Source organism: Leptospira ryugenii, assembly GCF_003114855.1.
GTDB lineage: Bacteria > Spirochaetota > Leptospiria > Leptospirales > Leptospiraceae > Leptospira_A > Leptospira_A ryugenii.
The window spans coordinates 1-23,158 of the sequence record NZ_BFBB01000003.1; the positions used below are offsets into that span (position 1 = coordinate 1).

The window sequence follows — 23,158 nt, forward strand, 5'->3', positions numbered from 1 at the left end:
TTGCTTATTTCTGACCCTAATGCATACAAAGATCATAAACCAAGAAAGGTTACTAAAAAGCGTTACCCTTCTACTGCCGCTTAACCGTTACCTATCTCCTGAAGTCATACCAAAATATTTTATGAAAAAAATAATAATCTCCTTCCTGATCATTTCTTGCTTCTCTTTATATGGAAATGATGAATCAAAAGAAAATGAGATAAAAAATAATGAAAAAGATTTAAACAAAATCTATCTTAGGAGAAATTCTACCAATTACAGTGCCACTGAATAATATATCTATCGATCTTTGTTTCCATTTACCAATATTAATGATACAAACAATTTCAATTACAATACTTTCGGCTATCAGAGATTTATTAAAAATTCGAAATTGAGTTTAGAAACTAATTTCTTTGAAAACAAAAAAACTAGTATGGAGACTCAATCGTTACGTTTCATCCCTAGAAATGATCCATTCGTTTCTTATGGCAATTTAGGAACTTATTATAGAACTGAATCTAATTTTCTGATTCACTATCATTTCAGAGAAAACAGAATCTCTACTTTCGCCGGAATTCAACAAATAAAGAGTAATTTGTCTCAAAGTTCGACTTATTATTTCAATTATGATTTTAGTCAAAATTTCAAAGGAGTTACTTTCGGACTAAATCTTGAGACTCCTCGTATTTATAGTTTTTATTTAAATCTAGGCTTTAAACATTCAATGTTATATGGAAATATAAGTTTAAATTATTCTATAGTTGAAAATGCTAGATTGATTAACTTTTCCATTTATAAAGACAATGTTTTTACTAAATATTTTCTTAATGAATATAAAATTGCGTTGGGATATGAAATTAATGAATCTACTATTCTATCGATTGGTTTAATTGAACAATTTGCAAGAATTTCAGAAGATAGAAGTAAATTGCAAGGTTATTCAACCGAGCAAACGATTCAACTCAGGACTCTGTTTAATAGTTTTGTTTCTTTTGAATCATTTGCAAATACATTCATTTCTCTCTCTCGAACTTTTTAAACGGCGTATAACTGCGGCTGACACGCTCCGCTCGGGACTTGCGCCCTCACTCGGTCTGCGAAATGTTTCTATTGTATGACTCAGGACATAGGTAACACTTTCTGGTTTCTCATCCCCTAGAACACCTTTATAGGAGGGCTATGGGAATGCCTTGGAAAGAGAATCAGGTCGTGCATTTAAGATTAGAATTCGTTATGGCGAGCTTTGAGAAAGGTATCAATTTCACTAGAGCTCTGTGCAGAATATGATAAATCGATAAAGTGTGGATACAAATGGAAAGAAAGGTTTCTGACTGAGGGAAAGGCTGGGCTTCTCGACAAGAAGAGAATTCCTAAGAACTCGCCTAAGAAATTCCCAAGGATGTAGTTCTCGAGCTCATTAAGCTCAAGAACAATAAGAAGTTTTGGGGTTCAAAGAAGATACTAGAACTCTGCAAGAGCAAGATACTTATTCTATCTAGTTTGCTAATAATAAATTAGGTGTTAAAGACAAGGATTTTTTCTTGCTTATTTCAAACCCTACTGCATACAAAGATCATAAACCAAGAAAGATTACCAAAAAGCGTTACCCTTCTCACGCCGCTTAACCATGAAAGTTAGGTCTTTTCAGTAGGATTTATATCTTTAAAATGATTCAGAAAAAAATACCATTTACGATACGAAAAGCGAAAGAGGAAGATCTTAGCCAAATGCAAATTTTATTTGCTGATACAGTCAATACCATCTGTTCAAAGGATTATAGTCAAGATCAAATCAGCGCTTGGATTTCAGGGATCGAGAATAGAGAAAGGTGGATTCAGATCATTCAAAAACAAATTACATTGATTGCAGAGAATGGCGACCATTTGCTGGGTTTTGTATCATTTGCCAATCAAAATCATATAGATCTACTCTATGTACATAAAAACTACCAAAACTTTGGAATTGCCAAAACTTTATTTCTTGAAATTTTGAATGAATCAAATATTTCAAAACAAAAAAGGTTAACAGCTGATGTAAGCAAAACCGCAGCACCTTTTTTTCATAAAATGGGATTTAAGATTACATTAGAACAAAAGAACGATCGTAATGGAGTTGATTTAATAAATTATAAAATGGAGAAAACGATCGATTGATTTAGTAGCTAGGTTTAAGATAATAATGAAATTGCGCCGAACGCAAAGTTAGCTATCCTCATTCATGCTCAGAGGTATTGGATCCGTAGTAAAACGACTTCATTCTTTGCGAAGTGCTTACGATCTGATAAATAAATTAAATGGAATACACAACCTTTAAACCTCATAAAGATCTCTCATGGATCGTTGATTGCTATTGGACTCTACTGGTCCCAAAACAAGATAACCCAAAGAAGCAACGAATTATCCCCGATGGCTTCCTTGAAATGGCCTTCATTCTCGGCGATGACATAAAGCGCTATACTTCAACAAAAGATTATATTTTGCAACCAAGAGCTATGATCTTAGGCCAGACGATAGATCCTTTTTATATTGAGCCAACTGGCTATGTTGATACCTTTTCGATTCGTTTTATCCCCTATGGATTATCCCATCTATTCAACATAAAATTAAATTCGTTAGTAAATAAAGAGACTCCGCTTGACACTATACTTGGGGAAACCGAGGCGAAGGAATTGCAGGAACAAATTATCAATGCGAAAGACGCAGCCCAAAGAATTTCCCATATTGAATCATTCCTTCGAAAAAAACTATCAAATCCTCAAAAGATTGATTGCTTAGTCAAATCTACCCTTGATACAATTTTTGAAACACTAGGAAAGAAATCAATCCAGACCATCGTCGGAGATTCTCCTTCCTTGAGGAGAAAACTTGAACGGAAGTTCAAGAAAGAAATGGGATTGAGTCCAAAACAATATGGCAAGATCGTAAGATTTCAGGCTGCATTGAAAATGCTACTTAACCGGGAATCGGAAAACTTAACTGAGATTGCACATATGTTTGACTACTATGACCAAGCACATTTCATCAAAGACTTTAAAGATTTTACAAGTCTTAATCCGAAAGATTTTTTAAACAATGATGCGATGGCGCTTTCTTCCATTTTTTACAAATAATTTATATTGAATGTCGTTTTTTTACAATTTTATACAGAATAAAAATGGTATCCTTGATTCATGAAAAAATTTTCTTCCACTCTATTTCTACTTCTATCTATTTTCAGTTTAGCGCAATGCGGCAAAAAGGAGAATAAACAGATAAGCAATGTCGCTATATTTGAGATACCATCCAAGCAGATCGATAAATCTATTCAATTCTATGAAAACATTTTTGGAATCAAATTACTAAATGTGGAATTTGAAGGAATGAAAATGGCCATCTTTCCAACGGAAGACCAGCAAGTCACCGGAGTAATAATTGAAGCTGAAGGATATGAACCCTCCGCAAACGGAGTAACCATTTATTTAAATGCAGGAAAAAATTTGGAAAGGACGTTAGATCTCATCCCAAAAAATGGAGGAAAGATCCTAATCCCCAAAACTCCGCATGCTGACCAGAATGGATTTTTCGCAATTTTTCTCGACATTGATGGTAACAAATTAGGTTTGCACTCTTCCGATTAATCAACGTTTCCAGATACGAGGTGAGAGTATAAGCATGCATTTTCATCTGCAGAGGAGGCGAATTTTTGTTTCTGACTCTCCCAATGAACAAAACCCTGCTAATGAGAAAGTGTTGCTCCAAAGAAACAAAATGCTATTCGTATATAAAAAAAGTCTGATTTCTAATATTGTATCATATGATTTAAATTGATTCGATGACAATCTCTATGATGGTATTTTTTGTTACGCTTTGCTCCACCTACTTACAAAGGTGGAAAGATATAAATTCATAGAGAATTGCTACAATCATCTCAATGAAAACGGCATCATGGTATTTGTTACACTTTCATAAAAAGATAGTCGATATGGAAAAGGTACACAGCAGGAAATGGATACCTTTTTGACCACACATGGAATTACACTTTTTTTCTATGATGAAATATCTGTTCATTCTGAATTTCACAAATATGGCTTAGTTGAATGCAAGGAAATTCAGGAGCCAAAAATTACCTCAGAAAATAAGCCACCTGAAATTTTTTATTATATCATCTGCCAAAAGGTTCCAGCTTAAATTTCTTTTCATGTAGCCATTAAGATGGACGATAACATTGATAAACCCCGTTAACTCGGGACTGTCTTCGGGACCAAGTAGTAAGCTCCTCTTTTTCAAAACAGTCACTTTTGAAATTCTCATTGATCAAATGCAAGTCTGATTACACTTGAACCATGGGTGTTAGCAAACTAGAATTATTTAACAAAAAGCAAAATCGAATAGCCTCGTATGCAAAAGCACTAGGCCATCCTGCGCGTATTGCAATCCTTGAAACGATCATCAAGAAGAGATCCTGTATCTGTGGAGACTTGGTTGATGAGTTAAAACTGGCGCAAGCTACTGTTTCGCAACATCTAAAAGCTTTAAAAGAAGTAAATCTTATATCAGGTACGATCGAAGGACCTTCCGTATGTTATTGCATAAACGAAAAAGCTTGGAGCGAAATTTCTGATTATTTTGGCACTTTTTTCTCCAAACATGAAAAATCTACAAATTGCTGTTAAAATTTTGTTGATTCTATCGTAATATTACGATGAAATGGTCTCAATCATCATTTGGAGTCACATGAAACTTTCAGAAATTAAAAACTTACTTCCGAATTTAAATACACTTACCTTCAAGCTAGAAAATGGAAGCTCTGTTCCTTCTCATTTTCATATCACAGAGGTAGGCCTTCTCACTAAAGATTTCATTGATTGTGGTGGCACACTTCGAAAGGAAACCACAATTAATTTTCAGCTATGGAATTCTAATGATATAGAACATAGATTGGATTCGCAAAAGTTATTAAAGATTCTTCATTTAGCAGAAGAAAAATTGCCTTTAGGGGATGCGGAGATTGAAGTGGAATACCAACAAGATACCATTGGAAAGTATGACCTTACGTTTCGCGGTTCCTCCTTCCTTTTACAAAACAAAAACACTGCTTGTCTTGCTAGCAGTCAATGTGGCAATTCTGAAAAACAGGACTCGCAAGCAAAAGTCACGACCAAAAATTCCTGTTGCAATTGAAATGGACTTAGGAGCTCAGGAATCTCCCGAGGCCAATTGTAAGGCCTATGATTGCCTTTCCGTATGTAGGCATCTTACAAACGGTATGCTTTGGATTAAAGGATAGTTGTCATGGAAAAAAACTTTTATGATTTTATTGGTGGTGATTGGGGTAAATGGAAAGTTTTGAATACCTATCAGATAAAGGGCGAAGGATTGCCCTCGCCTTCCCATCTAAACATTGTTCCAAGCGATTTCGAAAAGGAGCAGTCTGGTATCTGGAGACTTAGAGGATTTACAAGCAATGTAAGGTATGCTAATAGAACGGAACTAAATGTACTATCTTCGATCCAAGCTCCCTTAGGTAGAGAGGATTCGAATTTTGCAGCACTCATCCCGATTAAAAAAAGCGAAACATGGTGGCAACTTTCCCAAGATGAAAGGAGACACATTTTTGAAGAGTCATCCCATCATACGGAAATTGGAATCAAATTCTTACCTCAAATTGCAAGAAAGCTCTTCCATTGTAGAGACATAGGTGAGCCATATGATTTTCTTACTTGGTTCGAATTTTCATCAGAAAATAGAAAAGATTTTGATCTGCTACTTGAATCATTGAGAGCTTCTGAAGAATGGGAATATGTAGAATCAGAAATGGAAATTCGCTTAGAAAGGATAGAATTCTAAAAATTTCAAAATCGCAAACAGCTTATTGTTATTCCAAATGTCTTTCATTTCCAACGTTCACAATGTACATTCGTTACATTTGTTATAACAATAAGGTATAATTTTATTTATTCCAAAACGTTCTTTTTTACTTTCATGAATAAAGATTGACTCAATCACGAACCCCTTCCTATATTTTCACCTATGGCACAAATCAACCCACATATCAATTTCAATGGAAATGCAGAAGAGGCCTTCCGATTTTACCAATCCGTTTTTGGTGGTAAGTTAAATCAGATTGTCAGACTTAAAGATCTCGCGGGGCCAGATTTTCCCATTCCGGATATTGATGCAGATAAGATTATGCACATCTCCCTACCGATTGGCAATTCTCTCCTCATAGGAAACGACGTACCTTCTTTTCTTGGTAAAGTCGATGAAAAGGAAAATAGATCAAAGATATCCGTGAGTACAGATAGCAAGGAAGAAGCAGATACTATTTTCCTTCGCTTAGCCAAAACGGGAACAGTGGAAGCAGAAATCGGTGATAGCCCATGGGGGACTTACTTTGGGATGCTCAGAGACCAATTCGGTATTGAGTGGATCATCGAATTCAATGCAAAGAAGACCTAGAAAGAAACTCATCCCTTTTTTTTCCTCTGATTGATACTCCATGAATTCCAAATACGATCCTGTTCCAGATGGCATACAAAAAAAACAATCTTCCGTTCTTTTTCAGGAACAAAAGCCTCCTGAGAAATTCCAGGACTTTGTACACTCCTATTGGGAATTGAAAACCGTTCACGATCTAGAAGAAGACTTCAAACTCCATGTCATTCCTGATGCTTGTGTCAATGCGCTTCTAAATCTAAGAAACCCTCTGATCTGTGCCTTTACCTACCGCCAAACAACCTATGTGGAGCTCAACCTTGGGAGATCCTTTCATTATGCTGGAATCCAATTTTTTCCTGGTGTTTGGCAGGGTGAAAAAAACGAAATTCAATTTGGTTTCGTAAATTCTGAGTACAAGGGAAAATTTCCACTCATCAAAACCGCAAAACAAATGATTGGTGTTGATTTTTTAGAATTCGCAAATCCACTGAACCAACTCGTAACCATCCTAATTCAAGATGGCATACTCAGACAGAATGTGGTTACCGAACGTATCCTCAATGACATAGAAGAGATTGAATCAGTCGAGGAAATGGCAGCAGCTGTCAATCTATCAACCCGACAATTGCAAAGAAAGCTCAAGGAATCTACTGGCTTTTCACCACACGACTTTCTTAAAATCTTAAGACTCCAACAAGCCTTTCGGAAAGACTACTTAGACTTTTACGTCGACCAATCCCACTTTATTAATCATTTTAAAAAAATTACAGGCTTTACTCCGAAAGAATACTTTAAGACCTTCCATGTCTGATTTATACAATACTCCCCCCTATTTTTTTGCTAAGCTCATTTCATAAAAGAAAGTAGCATGTAGGAGTATACAATATGCAAAAACCGAATGCAATCGGCTGGTTTGATATCTATGTAAATGATTTGGAAAGGGCAAGTAAGTTCTATCAAACGATTTGCCAACAGCAGTTAACTGACTTAGGCGATCCCACAGGGGAGACCAAAATGAAAATGTTTGTCGGAGCCATGGACAAATATGGAGCAAGTGGAGCTCTCGTGAAATCACAATTTGCAAAACCTGGCAATGGCGGAACTCTCGTTTATTTCTCTGTTGAGGATTGCGAATTAAGTGAAGCAAAAGTAAAAAAAGCAGGGGGAAAACTCATTCGACCTAAGTTCTCGATAGGAGAGTTTGGTTTTGTTACTCTTTGCGAAGACACGGAGGGTAACTTAATTGGTTTGAACTCTATGAAATAGTTTGACCAATGGTAGAGGGTAAGGATTTACTCTCTACCAAGTTTATTTCCTCAGATCTAATCTTATAGTATATTTAAAATCAATTCTGACCTCTTCCAATCGATTAAAAAAAATTCTGAAATACTAATAAATTTTTTTTAGACAATATATTAGTATATTATTTAATTCCAATGTGATATAAACTTCACAATATCCAGTTAGACCTCATATTTTCTTTACGAAAAAGAGTACACTTGGAAATTATGCAATATGCTCACTAAAAACTTCCTGCCTAAAACAATTCTAATGGTTCTCTCCACTACTCTGGCATTGTTTTGCAGTATTCCCAAAGGGAAAGAGGAAAGAATTCTTTATTTCCAAAAAGAATTCTCATCCATGCTCGAAGGAAAAGAAAATTTCAAAAGAGGCCAGTATCTCATCTCTTGGAAAGGAGAAACCTTCCAAGGTAGTTTCCCAGAAGGAAACCCAAACCAAAGCTTCCATATTGCCAGTGTGGGAAAATTATTTACCTTGAGCCTCGTAAAAATTTTGGAAGAAGAAAAACGACTTCGATTGACTGACCCCATCCACAAATACCTTTCTAAGGATGTGCTAGATTCCCTTTTTGTATTTGAGGGCAAGGATTACCAAAAGGAAGTTACGATTGAACAACTCCTAGACCATACCTCTGGAGTCGCTGACTATTTTGAAAGCAAAGGGATTGATGGAAGCGATTTTATGGAAGTGATCAAATCAAATCCGCAGAAAAGATTTTCACCATTGGAACTTATCGCCTACACTCAAAAAGAACAAAAGGCTGCCTTCCCTCCCGGAAAAGGATTTCTCTATTCTGACACGGGTTACATTCTACTTGGCTTAATCATTGAGTCAGTGGCAAAAGAATCCTATGAAATTGTTTTAGAAAAAAAGATTTTTCTACCTTTAGGAATGAAAGCTAGCTACATGTACAAACGCTCAAGGCCACTTGATGTTACGAAAGAGAATGATATTTCTCCTATTTTTCTCGGTGCAGTTGATGTCACTCAATTTGAAAGTGTGACAGCAGATTGGGCAGGTGGAGGCATAGTTTCGACTACAGGAGACCTTCTCCTCTTCCAGAAAGCACTTTGGCAAGGAAAACTCTTTCAGTCTGCAAAACCAATAGACTTTGCCGGCAAACAGGTATTCCACGATGGAATTTTCTATGGTCGTGGCTGGATGACGGTAGATTACGGCGACCTTTTCTTTCTCTTTAAAGGTACTCCTTTAATGCAAGGGCATTCGGGCATCCTATCTACACTCTGTTTTTATAATCCTGAGCTTGACCTACATGTGATCGCTAACTTTGGAGGCACTGAACAATTAGAAACAAGCTTTCGGTGGATGTTGCAGGTTGTGCAAATGGTTGAGAAAATGCAAAAACAATAAACTCCTTTGAAAACTTATGGCAAACCGTAACGTTTTAAGACCATATTTATAAAGAAAAGATTCTAATAGCCAAAAGAGCCTTGTGTTGGAAAGTTTTCTAAATGAATCCTCGTGATAAGATCCTCATCATCAATGGACACCCTGACCCAGAGAGCTATAACAAAGCATTAGCCTTAGCTTATGAAAAAGGTGCTTTGGCAACGGGTGCAGAAGTTCGCAGTATCCATCTTCACCAACTCAAATTCCAAGTTGTTCTCTCCTATGGCTATCGCAAACGAACGGAGCTCGAACCTGATCTGCAGAAGGCGCAAGACTCCATCCTTTGGGCAAATCATATTGTCTGGTTCTACCCTGTATGGTGGGGCAGTCTTCCGGCCCTCCTCAAAGGATTCATTGACCGCGTTTTCTTACCAGGATTTGCCTTCAAAAAAAGAGAGAACTCTTTGTTTTGGGATAAGCTACTTGTGGGCAAGTCGGCTCATATCATTTCAACGATGGACCAACCAACTTGGTACTATTGGTTGGTGTACCGAGCCCCAAGCCACCGAGCTATGAAATTATTAACACTAGAATTCTCTGGGATCCGTCCAGTAAAGATCACAAGCATTGGACCCATTCGGCTCTCAAAGGATAGCTTTCGCAAAAAACATTTAGATCGCATGGAATCCTTTGGCAGAAAGAGAAAGTAAGCATTAGTGTCGTGCACGGCAAAGGATGAAAATTTTACTTTCCTCAATACTCATGCGCGGAAATAAGCTGGAAGGATTGTTTGTGGTCCTCTATTGGACTTGCCTGGCAGTCTTTCTCGGTGGAATCATAGGTTCTTTGTCAGCTGGCTTTTTGTTTAGCCTTGGAAAGGTAAACTCGATACGGGAATCAAATCCAAATTTGATTTTTTTTCTCCCTATTGCTGGGGTGTTCATCGTCTTTTTGTTTGAGAAATACGGCCAATCTCTCCAAAAAGGGACAGATCTTATCATCACAGAATTCCACAGTCCAAACAAAAAACTTCCCTTTCGGTTTGTACCTTTTGTCTGGCTCGGCACCCTTTTAACTCACCTATTTGGAGGATCCTCCGGTCGGGAGGGCACAGCGGTCCAAATGGGAGCCGCTACCGCTGACCAAATGTATCACCTTCTCACTCCCAAAAAACCTGAGCTTAGACGATTGTTTCTAGCCATTGGGGTATCTGCTGGATTTGGTTCTGTCTTTGGAACTCCCTTAGCAGGAATGGTATTTGCCATGGAATTGTTTTCGCGGGGAATTGCGATCACAAGGTCACTATATCCTTGTTTGGTGTCATCTATTACTGCTGACCTTATCTGTAGATTGTATGGAGTTCACCATACAAACTTTCCTAATCTTCCCTCTATCTCACTAAATCCTTTTTCGATACTCCAAGTCGCAATTGTTGGTATGCTCTTTGGCGTTTGTGCATTCTCCTATACTTTTGTGATGGATGGATTTCAAAAAGTCTTTCAGCCAATAAAAGACCAGCCTTATAAAAAAGCATTTGTTCTCTGCATCCTTTTGCTCGGCCTCTGCCTTATCATAGATGGACGGATGTATCTTGGACTAGGTATCAGTACAATTGAAAATTCATTTAATATGGGTATGGGTCCTTTTGATTTTTTTTGGAAACTTCTTTTCACTGCCATAACTCTTTCAGCTGGTCTAAAAGGCGGCGAGGTCACACCTCTATTTTTTATTGGAGCATGCCTTGGCAATGCACTATTTGCACTCTTTGATTTACCTCTCTCACTTTTGGCCGGACTAGGTATGATTTCTGTTTTTATAGGAGCAAGTAACACACCTTTAGCGGGCATAGTCATGGGTATCGAATTGTTTGGGACAGGCATCAGCATTCCGCTCGCCATATCTGTCATATTTGCTTACCTTTCCAGTGGAGAAAAAGGTATCTACCACAGCCAAACAATTGACTCTCCAAAACATATATTTTACAGTAAGTCAAATCAAAACGAGATCAAGGATCCAGAACAAACCTAATCAATTTACCATTTACTTCAACGGAACTAAATTGAAAGTAGTCACATATCCAATCGAATGCCCTTTTTTCATAGAAAAATAAATGAGTTTGGTCATCTTTATAATACCATTTTTGAAAATCCATTCCTTCTTCAAACAGTGAAGTCATAAAAAATAATTGGGCTTTCTCTTTTAACAAACTTTTCATCCTGAAAAATTCATCGCGCGGCTTACGAAAGTGTTCTATGACTTCACTAGCCACTAAAAAATCGTAGCGTTGTTCCAATGCTTTCGTTTCTGGAAAAAAATAAGGATCATAGCTCCACATTTGATATCCTTTTTTTTGCAATAAGTGGGAAGCAATGGGTACCGTACCACAGCCGAAGTCTAGTCCTATCTCATTTTGACCAGTATGTAAACAAACATAGTCTATGAGTGGTTTTAAAAAGTTTTGGTATCCCAGGTCATCCAATCGATTGTTGTGTTCCAGATATCTCGTTTTCTCCTGTATTTGACTCGGATGATAGATTGGATCCATAAATACAGAATAACAGCCATTACATTTCAAATATGATCTCAATCGATTCTTAAAAAATTGTTCCGAACTATTTCCACAAAGCGGACAAAGATTTGAAACTATCTGATTTACCATAAATGAAAAAATTAATTCTTGAATTGCAAGGTCAAATGAAGAGAAATGAAATTATAGGACAAAAATTTCAGAGGTAACAGTGTCGGAAAGCGAAAATAGTGAGAAAATAATCAGCCCAATTATTTTACAGGATGTGGAATGCCCAGTTTGCCATTACAAAGAGGTAAAGAATTATTCACTGAAATCCAAAACACTTCCCATTCGGCACAATATCTTTGAAGTCCCTGTCTATGATGAAAACCCAAAGTATACCTATGTAGATTTTAATGAGTTACAATTCACAGTATGCCCTGTTTGTTTTTTCAACGGTGCCAATCGCAGTGACTTTCATTTCCATGGAAGTTTGGGTGAGAAACATTCTACGACTGACAAAAAGGTAGTGAACTATTGGGCCGCAAATTACAAACAAATCAAAACACAGTTCAATCAGAAAGAGCTGTCACCTGATGCCTTCCAACACCCAAGAAGCGAGGATGCCATAATCCTCAGCGTAAATCTCGCCATCTACAAAAGTACAATTGAAATCCATGCAAAGGTTCCTTTCACTCTGATCAAACGCGCTCACCGCTACATCCGTCTTTTTTGTTTGAGGCAAAAATACAATCTAGCAGCCGATACAATTCTCTTAAAGAAAGCGATTGAAGATTTGGAAGAGGTGTTTCGGCTCTCTGATTTTCCAGAAAAAATTTATGAATTTGAAGTTCTTTATTTGATTATAGTTTGCTCACTCAAAGTTGGTGATGAAGCAAAGGCTGCCGATTATATTAAGGTCTTAGACGTAACGCGTGCTGAAATTGCCCAAGAGGCCAAAACAAATCCGCGTGCTCCCCTAACGGATGTAACAAAATGGAATACCAAGGCAAAGGAGTTATGGCAGAATAGACATGACCCGAAAGTATGGGATCTTATCCAATGATTGGCAGTTTAAGAGGCAAATTACTTCGTTTAGATCTGGACTCGATTTTAATTGAAGTATCGGGCGTTGGTTATGAAGTACTGATTCCGTTTCCCTTACACCTCCAGCTAAGAGAAGAGGTCGGCAAAGAAGTGTTTATCCATACATACCATTCCATAACGGACCGATCGCAAAAACTCTTTGGATTTACATCCAACCAAGATAGAGAACTCTTTAAGCTAATGAAATCATTACATGGTATAGGAGAACTTACGGCACTCAAGATTTTATCTTTTTTCCAAGCCGATGATCTCTATAAAATTGCCAATGAGGATGATAAAAAAAGTCTGGAAAAAATCCCTAAAGTAAAGGGAAAAACGTCTGAAAAAATTCTTTTTGAGATCAAACAAAACCTGAAGAAGCTAGAATCATTCATTCATAGTACTGAACGAACGGTAGGCACAAATTTAGTTCAATCCGACCTAGCTGTTTTAGCTCTTCAACAACTGGGTTATGATGAAAAAACTGCTTCCAAAGAAGTGGAATCCATCCGTAAATCTCAGCCAAGTTTAGAAGCCGGGGAAATCGTTCGTTTGGTCATCACAAAGTAAACTAAAACATTCGAACAATTTTCCATTCCTTTTTCACCTTACGAAAGATTGGATTTATGAGATAACGAGTGTTTTTTTGATTTTCTGAAAAGTGAAATTTAAGTTCTGCTTCATCCATACTCTCAAAGTAAAAATCTATTTTGATTTCATTTGCTGTTTCAAATACCTGTTGAACAGTAAGATTTCCCTGTGAAGCCTTCCGCTGATCTAACAGCTCCTGGTTAAAAAAATAAGTAGCAAAGTATCCGTTCTTTTCTCCTAGATCCTTTAAAACTTCTTGGTAGTTCAAATACCCTTTTGCATCAATAAAAAGACCTAAATTTGGATCTACATGTTTGGGCAAATGTTCTAAATTTCCATGGCAGATGTCCGTAAGCAATTCCTCTAAGACAAAAATGATCCCCTTCCGGTCTTCTGCATTGCCCTCTTGCCCATAGTGGACTCCTTCATTGATTTTGATTTTACAATCATTTGGCTTGCCCACGTGTTTTGTTTGGATAGCCTGACAATGAAAGAGATAAAAAAAGAATATAAAAATAAAGTAATGCATAGATTACATTGTTTTTTCTAGAATGTCTTCCAATCGGTCACCGTTGATCAATTCTACTGCGCCATCTCTTTGTGATAAAACCTTTCTCGCCGCTTCTGTTAAATCAAAATTTCCGATGATAAATGCTTTTTCCGCTCCATTCTCTTCCATCTGCTGGAGTAAATCACGGATAAAAACATCTGAAACTTTTGCATCTTTCCATTTTCTCACTCGAAAGATTGCCCTTTCATTCACATTGTCTTTAGAAGAACAAAGGTAATTGACTCCATCGCCTTCTGAGTTTGCCATTTCTTTTGTTACGCGATAGCCAAATTTTAAAATCATCCTTGTTGCTTGGTTTTTAAATTGTGTGCCAGGCATACTGATAAATTTTTCAAATTTATCTTCTCCAATGAGATCCAGTTTCTTTGCTAGTTTATTTCCCTGCTCATCCACAAGTCCTTTGATATTAAAGGGTTTTGATGAACGCATTCCACTCAGTTCAAAGTACCTTGAATTAGGAAATAAAGTCACGGACAATAAGTTCAATTCTCGCTTCAGATCATACTCAATGGAAAGGGTATCTATATTTCCCATGCCGCGTTCTAATTTAAACTTAAGATTTGCAAGCGCAATGACCTCGGGGTCGTCCAAGCGATTTGCTTCTGCTTCGATCAATGGTTCAGAAGCATCTTCATACTTTCCCATATATGTACAGATCATAGAAAAATGAATGTTGCTTTCAATGATCTCACTCTGCCATCCATCTAATTTTGCCATTTCCAAACACAATCTAGCATTCTTCAAAGCATCAGGAAAATTTTGCATGAGAACAGCTTCAGTCATGAGAAATTGAAAGATTGTATATCTTACATATTCATCATCAATTGAATCCACAATTTGGTTTGCAATTTGGATGGCTTCTTTGTGTTTGTTTTCTCTCGAAAGAGAAAGAGCGTATAAAAATCCACAGACGGGAGATTTTTCTAATTTAAAAGCCTTTTCAAAGTATTCCCGCTCTTTACCAAGCCCTGTTACCCCTGATATCACTCCTCTCGCAATGTGATATATGGAATAATTCATTTTTTCTTCGGGTAGTCTTGCAAAGAAATTGTCGGCGATCTTGAACTCTTTCTGGCCAAGTGCCATAAATCCTAAACGCATACAGGCGGTAGGATTGGATCTATCATGTTGTATGGTGTCCAAATAGTGAAAAAATGATTCTTCGTAAAAATCTTTTTGGTAATAAATATCTGCAACTCTATTGGAAACACTTACGGGATCAATATCCTTCGTATAACGAGCATTTTTTTTGATTATCTCGAGATGTTTTGCTTCATTCATTGGATCATTTTCCATTGAATAAATTTTTGCCATCACATAATGCCCGTAAGGATTATGGTGGTCTTCTTCCAATTTATCTCTTACTATCGCCCGAGCATCTAAAAAGTTTCCCATAGCTGCAAGTGTTAGGGCTTTGCTATATCCATCTCTTTTTTGTGTGATGATAAAGGTAACGAGAAAACCAAGAATGATCACTCCTGCCCCAACTAAAATGAAAAATACCAATGTCTCTGACTTCCCTAACCTTAATAATCGTTTGTAAAAATGAGGAACAAGAAGAAGATGTCCCTGAAGTGAAATCGCTTTCCTATATCTCGTTTGCTTGGAAAATCTTGATAAGGGACCGACTCTTTTCCCTTGTCTATGGAGTCTCGGGAATGGTCCTGTCTGGCTTCTTTTTTCTGGCGATTCGTGTCCACATCCATCTTTACGGCGGTCTCTCTATTTCTAATATCGTTTCCTTTGACCAAACTCCCCAGATTCTTTTCTATTCCAGTTTTTTCGGGCTTTCTTGCCTAGTTCTATTTCAATGTGTAGAGCGCTTAGGTGACATCGGGGTGATGATGGCGGTCGGAGGGAACCGTTGGGGCTGCATTTGGCTCCAAAGCCTAGTTCTAGTCCTCCTAGTGATCCCTGCCTCTGTCCTTGGTTTTTTCCTGTCCCAAATAGTCGCTCCCCCCGCTACCTGGACACTCAGCTCGGAGATTTACAGCTTTTTTTTAGGGACCGCCATACTCATCCTGCTCTGTTTTGGGGTGTCCATCCCGAGCATTGGCCTCACTACTTTTGTGGATCCCTACCGCGCAATCCGGAGACAAAGGTAATGTTACTTCGCGTACACAGACTGAGCAAACTCTTTGGAAACGACAAAGCTGTGGATTCAATTTCCTTTGATGTCAACCAAGGCGACTATGTGGCCATCATAGGACCCTCGGGCTCAGGTAAAACCACTCTACTATCGCTTCTCACTGGCATGTTATCTCCCACGGAAGGGGATATTTTATATGACAACCGTAGGCTGAGCCAAATCACCAAACGCGAGCTATATGAACTGAGGGCTAGAGAATTAGGATTGGTATTTCAGTTTTCCGAACTAGTGGGAAATTTGAGCATTCGAGACAATATTTTGCTGCCTGGTTTATTCACTCGAAAGTTTTCGAATGCAGAGTACCAAAGAAAGTGTGACTATTTATTGGAGCACCTTCTACTCAGCAATTTCCAAAACAAACTGCCAAGAGAACTTTCCGGTGGACAGATCCAAAAGACAGCGATCGCAAGATCCTTGATCAATGAACCTTCCATACTCTTTGCTGACGAACCATCTGGTGACCTGGATCCCGAAAATAGCCTCCTTGTCCAAAACCTGTTAAACGAATTCAACAAAAGAAATCTATCCATTATTTTGGTGACTCATGATATGCAACTTGCTTATGATGCCCAAACCATTTATGAAATGAAGCAGGGCAAATTCGACCAAGTCGTAAAAGGAATATGAGCACCTCTCTTTCCATAGGCATCGATATAGGTGGTGGCTCGATTAAGTCTGGTTTATACGATTTCACTGGGAAAGAAATTTCAACGACCGTTGTCGAAACTCCGAAAGATGTTCGAACTGATGAGTTTCTTAATTGTTTAGATAAGGCAATTGAACCATTTTCTAAGTCACCAAACTTAAAAGGCATTGGGGTTGGCTCTCCTGGTCCTTTGGACAACGAGAACGGTATCCTTTTGGAGAGTGCCAATTTACACTATCTGAAGGATGTACCTATCACAAATTACCTTTCCTCCCAATGGAAACTACCCATCTTCTATGAAAATGATGCCAACTGTGCTGCATTAGGTGAAGCTAAATTTGGGAAATACCACTTTGCCAGTTCACATCTCGTGCTTACCTTAGGTACGGGACTAGGCGGTGGGTTTGTAGAAGATGGCATTCTATTTCGAGGATACCATGGCAACGGAATTGAAATCGGGCATACAACCGCTGTGATCGATGGTGCACTCTGCGGCTGTGGCCAAAGAGGTTGCCAGGAAGCCTACTTTTCGACAAAGGGTTTTTTAAATCGATACTTGGAACGAACCTCACGACAACTGAGAGATGCAGAGGACTTTTTTTCTTTGGTCAAAGGATCAGATCCCGATGCAGTCCAGATTCTGGATTTTGGAATTGTAACTATGGCAGAGTGCATACGGTCAGCCATCCATATGTTGAATCCAGAAGCTGTTGTTTTGGTTGGTGGTATTACCAAGGCCTGGGATCTCTTCGGGGACAAATTGGAGGCGAAGGTGCGAGAACGTATTTTTCCCGTTTTGAATGATAGATTGATCTTTGGAAAAGGAGAAAATTTAGCTGGAAGCCTTGGCGCCGCCAGTTTAGTATTTAGTAACGCATGACAAGCCCAGAAAATTGTATCTTTTGTAAAATCATTGCCAATGAAATTCCATCCAAAAAAGTTTTTGAAGATGAGGCGCTCTTTGCATTTCATGATATTTCACCCGTTGCTCCTTTGCATATCTTGATCATACCTAAGAAACATATAACAAGCCTGAATGAGTTACTCCATGAAGACATTGACCTCATGGGTCAAATTGTTCTTAGAGCGAGTCTCTTAGCTAAGGAGTTCGGTATTTCTGATCATGGCTATAGATTGGTAAACAATTGTGGCGAGTTTGGCGGACAAACTGTTCACCATATTCACTTTCATCTTTTGGGTGGCAGACACCTTACCTGGCCTCCAGGTTAAACTAGGAAAATGTAAAATGAAAAAATGGATTCTTGGCGCAGGGATTTCAGTATTTGCACTCTTTATCTTATTCAAAAATTTCGATATACATGAATTCGATCGATTAAAAGGAAAAATTGAATGGTCTTACTTGTTTTTAATTTTCCTTTCTAATCTTTGGGCATTTATACCTTTCTCTCTCCGGTGGTATTACTTACTTGATAAGAAGCTAAGCTTCTACAACGCATTTGTATCTGCTGTCATTTGCTTTGGAATGAATATGGTATTACCGGCTAGAGGTGGAGATGTTTTAAGAATCCTGATAGCTAAAAGAGATGCCAACTTAACCGTACCAAACGTACTTTCAAAACTATTTTTAGAAAAAATTATGGATCTCACAATGGTTGTCATCATTGGAGTGATAGCGATGATCTATCTTGGATTAGGAGAAGAAAAAAATCTTGGTTTGGTTTTTCTATCAAGTATAATATTGATAGGAATTTTTGTCGTTTTAATTGCAGTAAGATATTTTCTATCTCCAATTAGGCGTATACTCGGAAAAACTTTTGCTCTTATCAAACAAGAGCACTTTTACCAAGACAAATTGGATTCACACTTAGTGGAATTTAGTGCATTCCTAAGAGGAACCTATTTGTTAAAACCAGCACTTTTAACTATCCCAACTTGGTTGCTTGGTTATGCGATTTCTTATTGGTTAACTACAAAAATGATCTCCATCGAAGTGAATTATTTAGAGATATTGCTTTTGATGTTTATGGGAGCCATGGGTGTGGCCGTACCTTCCGCTCCCTCTGGCATAGGTGTGTTCCATGCCTCTATCATATCAGGCTTCCTTCTATTAGGAAGGGAGGCAGGAGAAGGGTTGGTTTTTGCGACCGTTACACACTTGATTCAATTTGTCGTGTTAACTTCTCTAGCTGTAATCTTTTACCTCGCTTGGACCATAGTCGCTAAAGACTCCATTCCTAAGACAAATGATCCAAACCAGTAAACCTTTCGTATCTACGAAAGGGCTTTGATTACGTCAGCAGGTGCTTGGACGAGTTCTACTAAAACTCCTTCACTGGACAAAGGAAATTCTTCATTTCCTTTTGGGTGGATAAAACATACATCATATCCTGCTGCACCTTTTCGAATCCCACCAGGAGTAAAGCGAACACCCTGTGCTGTAAGCCATTCCACAGCCTTTGCTAAATCATCAATCCACAAACCAATGTGGTTGAGTTTAGGATCGTGCACCTTGGGGCTTTTGTTGGGGTCGATAGGCTGCATCAAATCGATTTCTACTTTAAAGGGACCATTCCCCATAGAAAGAATGTCTTCATCTACGTTTTCTTTTTCACTTTTGTAATCAGAGACCTTTGTAAGGCCCATAACATCAACCCAGAATTTGGAAAGTTTATCTTTGGACTCTCCTCCGATAGCAACTTGCTGGATACCTAATACTTTGAATGGACGGGACATTGATTCTTCTCTCCTATATTGTTTTTGAATGAATTCGTAATTCTTGCGCCAATGTCTTTGGAGACTGCTTTAGTGAACACTATTTTTTTAAGAAGAGATGATTGACATTTACAATATTCTTTTCAATTTTTCAGAAAAAAATAAATTCGTGTTATGTGCAGAATTTTACTCCTGAGTATCATTTTTTTTTCACACTGCTCTAATGAAAAATATGTCCTACGCGAACCACAAAATGGAATAAGTCCTGGAGCAGTTGCATTTGGATTATTTATCTTTACTTCTCAAGAAAGCCAATCAAAACAATCATTCCAAATCCAAGAAATTAACCACTTTAGTACTGTATTTACCAATCTCTCAAAAACCAAAAATACCGATTTCCCATTTACACGAGGTGAAACAAAAATTGAAAAGAAAATTGACAATGTTAAGATTTTATCAAGTAGCAATACCATACTCAAAAAAGAAGGTAGGAATGTTTTTTTTCTAATATCCGATTTAGATACTACCAATGAATATACACTACGATCTGTTAGCTATTCCTATACCATTTCAATTTTTAATCAAAATGGTACAACATCAGATCGCACCTATTTTGTCACACTACCCATGGATATAGAATTAAATAAAAAACTCTTGAATTTTACAGTAATGCCAAACTCCATTCACTACCGTGGAATTTTTGGCATACATGAAACGATTGATATGCCAGGAATCCCTAGACTCCGAATAGGCGAGACCAAAAAAGGAATTTTACAAACTGGTGAAGAAATCTTAAAATGTTCAGGAAACCAAAGATTCCAGAAACAATTTTTTGGTGATCATGAAATGACCTTCCGAGGCGGGGAGAAACATTTCTATCAATTATTAAAAGAAAGCCATCCATCAGGCTACTGGAGTCAATTCAGCAGAGTATCAGAGTGAGATATGAAGCAAACTACTGAAATAAGCTGAATATTTTTAAGAAGTAGACGGATTAGATGTTTTTTAGATTGGGAAATAAACTTACTTGAGATTTAATTGAAGAGTATCCTAGTTAAAACATCATTATCTTTATCATCTTTTTCATATATAATCTTCAAAGAGTTAAATTCACGTCCTCAGAGTGGCGTTAGTCCAAAAGTAAACTACAGTTAGTCTAGTTTCTGAGAGCTTTATGCGATCCTCAAATTGAAGTTTTCGATTTTTTCGGTATAAAAAATTCACTTCTTTTAAGTTACAAGAAATGTATTGACCAGATTTTTCCATGTATAAAGGTTAGGTTATGGTAAATGAGAAACTAACATCATACGCCAAAAAAGTAGTTATTTTAACTATTTTTTTGGCTCAAACTTTTAGCTGCGAGAAAAAAGACCAATACAATGACGCTGACTTCTTTACAGGTCTCCTTTTGTATAATCTTGCATTAGACCCCGTTTGTTCGTCTTTTACACCAGAAACCGCGGTAACCCTTTCAAATAATGAAAGCAATGGGGTCCCAGATTATTATGGAGATATCAGCGCCACTGCTTCCGTTCCGCCTGGTAAGCAATGCTATTATAAATTTACGCCTACCTCTGCTGGCATTTATGTATTCAGCGCCTTTGGTTCAGGCACGGGATCATTTAGTTCTACGAGCACTAGCAAAGGTATTTACCATCTAGGTCTAGTAGGGAAGACACCTACAAAGATACCAAGCACAACATCCTTTTTTGATGATGAAAATTTATTTACAAATGTGCCAGCTAGTTATCCATCCGAAACTACTGTCGTTACTGACCCGCAGTTTTATCAGTCAGCTAACTCCACGCGCTTTATTATCGCTGACGGAACGAATTGCACTTCCAATTGCAAGATTGGATTAAAGATCGTAAAACGAGAAAGGGTGGCATCAGCCAATATAAGCTGTAGCGGAACGGACTCAAAGTCAATCAACACCGTGAGGTTTGATGAAACTGGAGTTTCAATTAGCTCTATTGGCACACCTTGTTATATGCTATTTGTTTCTCCGAGAAGCACAATTATGCAGTTAACACAAACGCGAACTGACTCAGGTGTGACCACCCCAACTATGACTCTATCTGTTTCTAATGCAGTTACCAATACCGCGAGCACTTTTACGTCCGCCACCTCTACTACGAGTACCACTGCGGCCACTTTGAATGGTCTTGTCACTCCAGCTGGCTCCGGCAGATATATTGAAACAAGATTCTCCCCTACTCCAACTGGCTTTGCCTATAGGATTACAAATAGCTATTAGTAATTTCATTGCTGACGAGCTCAAAGGTTCCACTCTTGGGCTTGTTGCATCCTGATATTTTGAATGATTTTTAAATAATCTGTGATTTTAGGAGAAAACTAAGGAGTGTGAAATCGATATTCTCAGGATTCATATCTAACTTTTCACCTCCAAGCCTTTTTCATCGACGATTTTGGTAAAGTTCTTCCAAAAGAAACAATAGCTTTTAACATCACGAGCATGACTAAATTATCGCAGTAAATGAATCGTAAAATAATTTGATTGTATTTATACTTATCTAAGCTCATTGAGCATCCGCTAAGGAAGATTTTAAACCTTTTCAGATTCGAATTACTTTAAATGAAGAAGTTCTATTTCATTTTCTAACGAACATTAGTCCAATAATCTAAATCAATCTTAATCTGAATTTTTAACATCATCGTTTTTCTTTTTTTACTTTCGTATCCCTTCTGTTAATCATTCCTTCGAAAATCAACGATTAGTTCAAATCGATTTAAAATCGGTGAGAACTTTGGCTTGTTATTACATTTTTAGGATTAATGAACATAGCGGAAATTTCTATATTTGAATTGAGGCCGTTTTTAAAAATTTTCGGTCTAAACTGCTATTAGTTGACATTTTTCTCGCAATATTTCAATCTAAACTATGGGTAAAACATTAGCATCCGTTCAAACACATCATTTTTTCATTTTTACGGTTTTGTTTGCGATTTTCTCTGGCTGCAATCAGCCCGAGAAAAATAATAATGAAGATATCGCACTTATTGCTTTTTTAACTCCCATCTTGCTAAGACCAGAATGCTCCTCTTTCTCACCACAATCTGCTCCTACAATAACTTCCAATACTAGCGGTTCCTTTCAATTCATTCCGCCAAATTCCTCCGGCACAATTGCTGCAAGGGTTCCTGCTGGGAAGCAATGTTATTTTAAATTTGTGGCACCTACTTCTGATACATACCTCATTAACACGAGAAATGAATACAATGTCCTTTATCATATTGGTCTCGCAAACAAAAACCAAACGAATTTGCCTGCAAAATCATCTTCATTTGATAGTGAGAATATATTCATAAATTTAGGATCTTCTACCGATTTTAATGACTATGTTTTCTATCAAAAGGCTAATTCATACAGAATCATCCTTGCCGATGCTACTAACTGCACCTCTAATTGCTTAATTACCTTTGGAATAACAAAAAATACATCGCGAGATGCCTGCACGTCTACGAGAGGTTCACAGCAAATTCCTTCTTCCGCAGTGATTCGTTTCGATGAAACTGGCGTTTCTATTCCGACTCTCTCGAGCTTCAGCACATTTGATTGTTATTACCTATTCGTCTCACCTCTAGAAACAATCTCTCAACTTAATCAGACAAACACCTACACTGGTGGAACGTCGGTGTCAATGGTGTTGTCTGTTTCGTCCCCCGTTACCTCTACAACAACAACATTTGTAAGTTCAGCTACCAATACAAGTGCCACAACGGCCACTATTTCAAATTTAACTACTTCGGCAGGACAGGGGCGCTATGTGAAAGGAGCCTATTCAAATTCTAACGCGAATGACTTTTCATTTAGACTATCGAATAGCTATTGATACTCTTCGAATTGATCGTTTGCCTGCAAA

General features: G+C 37.7%; 29 protein-coding genes. 25 read left to right on the top strand and 4 right to left on the bottom strand.

Annotated elements, in window-relative coordinates; translation table 11 throughout:
- From DI060_RS19050 to DI060_RS04220, 15 genes are all read left to right on the top strand, one after another.
- On the top strand, positions 1–274 hold a 274-nt coding region (locus tag DI060_RS19050; protein WP_209451983.1), incomplete at its 5' end, for a hypothetical protein.
- Positions 275–373: 99 nt separating this feature from the next.
- A complete protein-coding gene (locus DI060_RS04150; protein ID WP_135354981.1) occupies positions 374–1,021 on the top strand; it encodes a hypothetical protein in 648 nt (215 codons plus the stop codon).
- A gap of 204 nt (positions 1,022–1,225) precedes the next feature.
- Positions 1,226–1,387, top strand: coding sequence for a leucine zipper domain-containing protein (locus DI060_RS19130; RefSeq protein ID WP_244594283.1), 162 nt, complete (start codon positions 1,226–1,228; stop codon positions 1,385–1,387).
- Positions 1,388–1,649: 262 nt separating this feature from the next.
- Positions 1,650–2,135, top strand: coding sequence for a GNAT family N-acetyltransferase (locus tag DI060_RS04160; RefSeq protein ID WP_108974083.1), 486 nt, complete (start codon positions 1,650–1,652; stop codon positions 2,133–2,135).
- Positions 2,136–2,275: 140 nt separating this feature from the next.
- Positions 2,276–3,091, top strand: coding sequence for an AraC family transcriptional regulator (locus DI060_RS04165; protein ID WP_108974085.1), 816 nt, complete (start codon positions 2,276–2,278; stop codon positions 3,089–3,091).
- 60 nt (positions 3,092–3,151) lie between these two features.
- Complete coding sequence (locus tag DI060_RS04170; RefSeq protein WP_108974087.1) at positions 3,152–3,598, top strand: VOC family protein; 447 nt, start codon at positions 3,152–3,154, stop codon at positions 3,596–3,598.
- A 705-nt stretch (positions 3,599–4,303) separates the two neighbouring features.
- On the top strand, positions 4,304–4,633 hold the full coding sequence (locus tag DI060_RS04180) for an ArsR/SmtB family transcription factor (RefSeq protein WP_108974091.1): 330 nt from the start codon (positions 4,304–4,306) through the stop codon (positions 4,631–4,633).
- A gap of 61 nt (positions 4,634–4,694) precedes the next feature.
- Positions 4,695–5,141 carry a DUF6428 family protein gene (locus DI060_RS04185; protein WP_108974093.1) on the top strand — a complete coding sequence of 149 codons (447 nt, stop codon included), beginning with the start codon at positions 4,695–4,697 and terminating at the stop codon, positions 5,139–5,141.
- Positions 5,142–5,252: 111 nt separating this feature from the next.
- On the top strand, positions 5,253–5,807 hold the full coding sequence (locus tag DI060_RS04190) for a chlorite dismutase family protein (protein WP_108974095.1): 555 nt from the start codon (positions 5,253–5,255) through the stop codon (positions 5,805–5,807).
- A gap of 183 nt (positions 5,808–5,990) precedes the next feature.
- Positions 5,991–6,419, top strand: coding sequence for a VOC family protein (locus DI060_RS04195; RefSeq protein ID WP_108974097.1), 429 nt, complete (start codon positions 5,991–5,993; stop codon positions 6,417–6,419).
- Between the two features lie 40 nt (positions 6,420–6,459).
- Positions 6,460–7,209 carry a helix-turn-helix domain-containing protein gene (locus DI060_RS04200; RefSeq protein ID WP_108974099.1) on the top strand — a complete coding sequence of 250 codons (750 nt, stop codon included), beginning with the start codon at positions 6,460–6,462 and terminating at the stop codon, positions 7,207–7,209.
- A gap of 74 nt (positions 7,210–7,283) precedes the next feature.
- Positions 7,284–7,664 (top strand): VOC family protein, encoded by a 381-nt coding sequence (locus DI060_RS04205; protein ID WP_108974101.1) that lies wholly within the window; start codon positions 7,284–7,286, stop codon positions 7,662–7,664.
- A gap of 249 nt (positions 7,665–7,913) precedes the next feature.
- A complete protein-coding gene (locus DI060_RS04210) occupies positions 7,914–9,071 on the top strand; it encodes a serine hydrolase domain-containing protein (RefSeq protein ID WP_108974103.1) in 1,158 nt (385 codons plus the stop codon).
- 101 nt (positions 9,072–9,172) lie between these two features.
- Positions 9,173–9,760 (top strand): NAD(P)H-dependent oxidoreductase, encoded by a 588-nt coding sequence (locus tag DI060_RS04215; RefSeq protein WP_108974105.1) that lies wholly within the window; start codon positions 9,173–9,175, stop codon positions 9,758–9,760.
- A gap of 25 nt (positions 9,761–9,785) precedes the next feature.
- Positions 9,786–11,078, top strand: coding sequence for a chloride channel protein (locus DI060_RS04220; protein WP_108974107.1), 1,293 nt, complete (start codon positions 9,786–9,788; stop codon positions 11,076–11,078).
- On the opposite strand, the gene DI060_RS04225 is transcribed toward DI060_RS04220, so the two are convergent.
- Entirely contained in the window at positions 11,056–11,709 is a 654-nt protein-coding gene (locus DI060_RS04225; RefSeq protein WP_108974109.1) for a class I SAM-dependent methyltransferase, read from the bottom strand. The genes DI060_RS04220 and DI060_RS04225 overlap by 23 nt on opposite strands.
- 79 nt (positions 11,710–11,788) lie before the next feature.
- On the opposite strand from DI060_RS04225, the gene DI060_RS04230 reads away from it, so the two are divergent.
- Positions 11,789–12,625, top strand: a complete 837-nt coding sequence (locus DI060_RS04230) for a DUF2225 domain-containing protein (RefSeq protein WP_167836913.1) — start codon at positions 11,789–11,791, stop codon at positions 12,623–12,625.
- On the top strand, positions 12,622–13,215 hold the full coding sequence (ruvA, locus tag DI060_RS04235; protein ID WP_108974113.1) for a Holliday junction branch migration protein RuvA: 594 nt from the start codon (positions 12,622–12,624) through the stop codon (positions 13,213–13,215). Before DI060_RS04230 ends, ruvA begins: the two co-directional genes overlap by 4 nt.
- A gap of 1 nt (position 13,216) precedes the next feature.
- On the opposite strand, the gene DI060_RS04240 is transcribed toward ruvA, so the two are convergent.
- Together DI060_RS04240 and DI060_RS04245 are read right to left on the bottom strand one after the other, a co-directional pair.
- Positions 13,217–13,765 (bottom strand): hypothetical protein, encoded by a 549-nt coding sequence (locus DI060_RS04240; protein ID WP_108974115.1) that lies wholly within the window; start codon positions 13,763–13,765, stop codon positions 13,217–13,219.
- Between the two features lie 3 nt (positions 13,766–13,768).
- Positions 13,769–15,313: a restriction endonuclease gene (locus DI060_RS04245; RefSeq protein ID WP_108974117.1), complete on the bottom strand. Its 1,545-nt coding sequence runs from the start codon at positions 15,311–15,313 to the stop codon at positions 13,769–13,771.
- Between DI060_RS04245 and DI060_RS04250 the strand changes: the two genes are divergently transcribed.
- Genes DI060_RS04250 through DI060_RS04270 form a run of 5 tightly spaced genes read left to right on the top strand, consistent with a single transcriptional unit; the run spans position 15,313 to position 18,823 of the window.
- Positions 15,313–15,912: an FtsX-like permease family protein gene (locus DI060_RS04250; protein ID WP_108974119.1), complete on the top strand. Its 600-nt coding sequence runs from the start codon at positions 15,313–15,315 to the stop codon at positions 15,910–15,912. The two genes, DI060_RS04245 and DI060_RS04250, sit on opposite strands and share 1 nt — an antisense overlap.
- Positions 15,912–16,583, top strand: a complete 672-nt coding sequence (locus DI060_RS04255) for an ABC transporter ATP-binding protein (protein ID WP_108974121.1) — start codon at positions 15,912–15,914, stop codon at positions 16,581–16,583. Before DI060_RS04250 ends, DI060_RS04255 begins: the two co-directional genes overlap by 1 nt.
- On the top strand, positions 16,580–17,482 hold the full coding sequence (locus tag DI060_RS04260) for an ROK family protein (protein ID WP_108974123.1): 903 nt from the start codon (positions 16,580–16,582) through the stop codon (positions 17,480–17,482). The genes DI060_RS04255 and DI060_RS04260 overlap by 4 nt, the downstream gene beginning before the upstream one ends.
- Complete coding sequence (locus DI060_RS04265; protein WP_108974125.1) at positions 17,479–17,832, top strand: histidine triad nucleotide-binding protein; 354 nt, start codon at positions 17,479–17,481, stop codon at positions 17,830–17,832. Before DI060_RS04260 ends, DI060_RS04265 begins: the two co-directional genes overlap by 4 nt.
- A gap of 16 nt (positions 17,833–17,848) precedes the next feature.
- The gene (locus tag DI060_RS04270) at positions 17,849–18,823 is read left to right on the top strand and encodes a lysylphosphatidylglycerol synthase transmembrane domain-containing protein (protein ID WP_108974127.1); all 975 of its coding nucleotides are present in this window, start codon (positions 17,849–17,851) and stop codon (positions 18,821–18,823) included.
- An 11-nt stretch (positions 18,824–18,834) separates the two neighbouring features.
- Here the strand turns inward: DI060_RS04270 and DI060_RS04275 are convergent, their stop codons facing one another.
- Positions 18,835–19,296: a VOC family protein gene (locus tag DI060_RS04275; RefSeq protein WP_108974129.1), complete on the bottom strand. Its 462-nt coding sequence runs from the start codon at positions 19,294–19,296 to the stop codon at positions 18,835–18,837.
- Between the two features lie 153 nt (positions 19,297–19,449).
- On the opposite strand from DI060_RS04275, the gene DI060_RS04280 reads away from it, so the two are divergent.
- From DI060_RS04280 to DI060_RS04290, 3 genes are all read left to right on the top strand, one after another.
- A complete protein-coding gene (locus tag DI060_RS04280) occupies positions 19,450–20,217 on the top strand; it encodes a hypothetical protein (RefSeq protein ID WP_108974131.1) in 768 nt (255 codons plus the stop codon).
- Positions 20,218–20,557: 340 nt separating this feature from the next.
- Positions 20,558–21,532, top strand: a complete 975-nt coding sequence (locus DI060_RS04285; protein ID WP_108974133.1) for a hypothetical protein — start codon at positions 20,558–20,560, stop codon at positions 21,530–21,532.
- 645 nt (positions 21,533–22,177) lie between these two features.
- Positions 22,178–23,128 carry a hypothetical protein gene (locus DI060_RS04290; RefSeq protein WP_108974135.1) on the top strand — a complete coding sequence of 317 codons (951 nt, stop codon included), beginning with the start codon at positions 22,178–22,180 and terminating at the stop codon, positions 23,126–23,128.
- Positions 23,129–23,158: the final 30 nt, after the last annotated feature.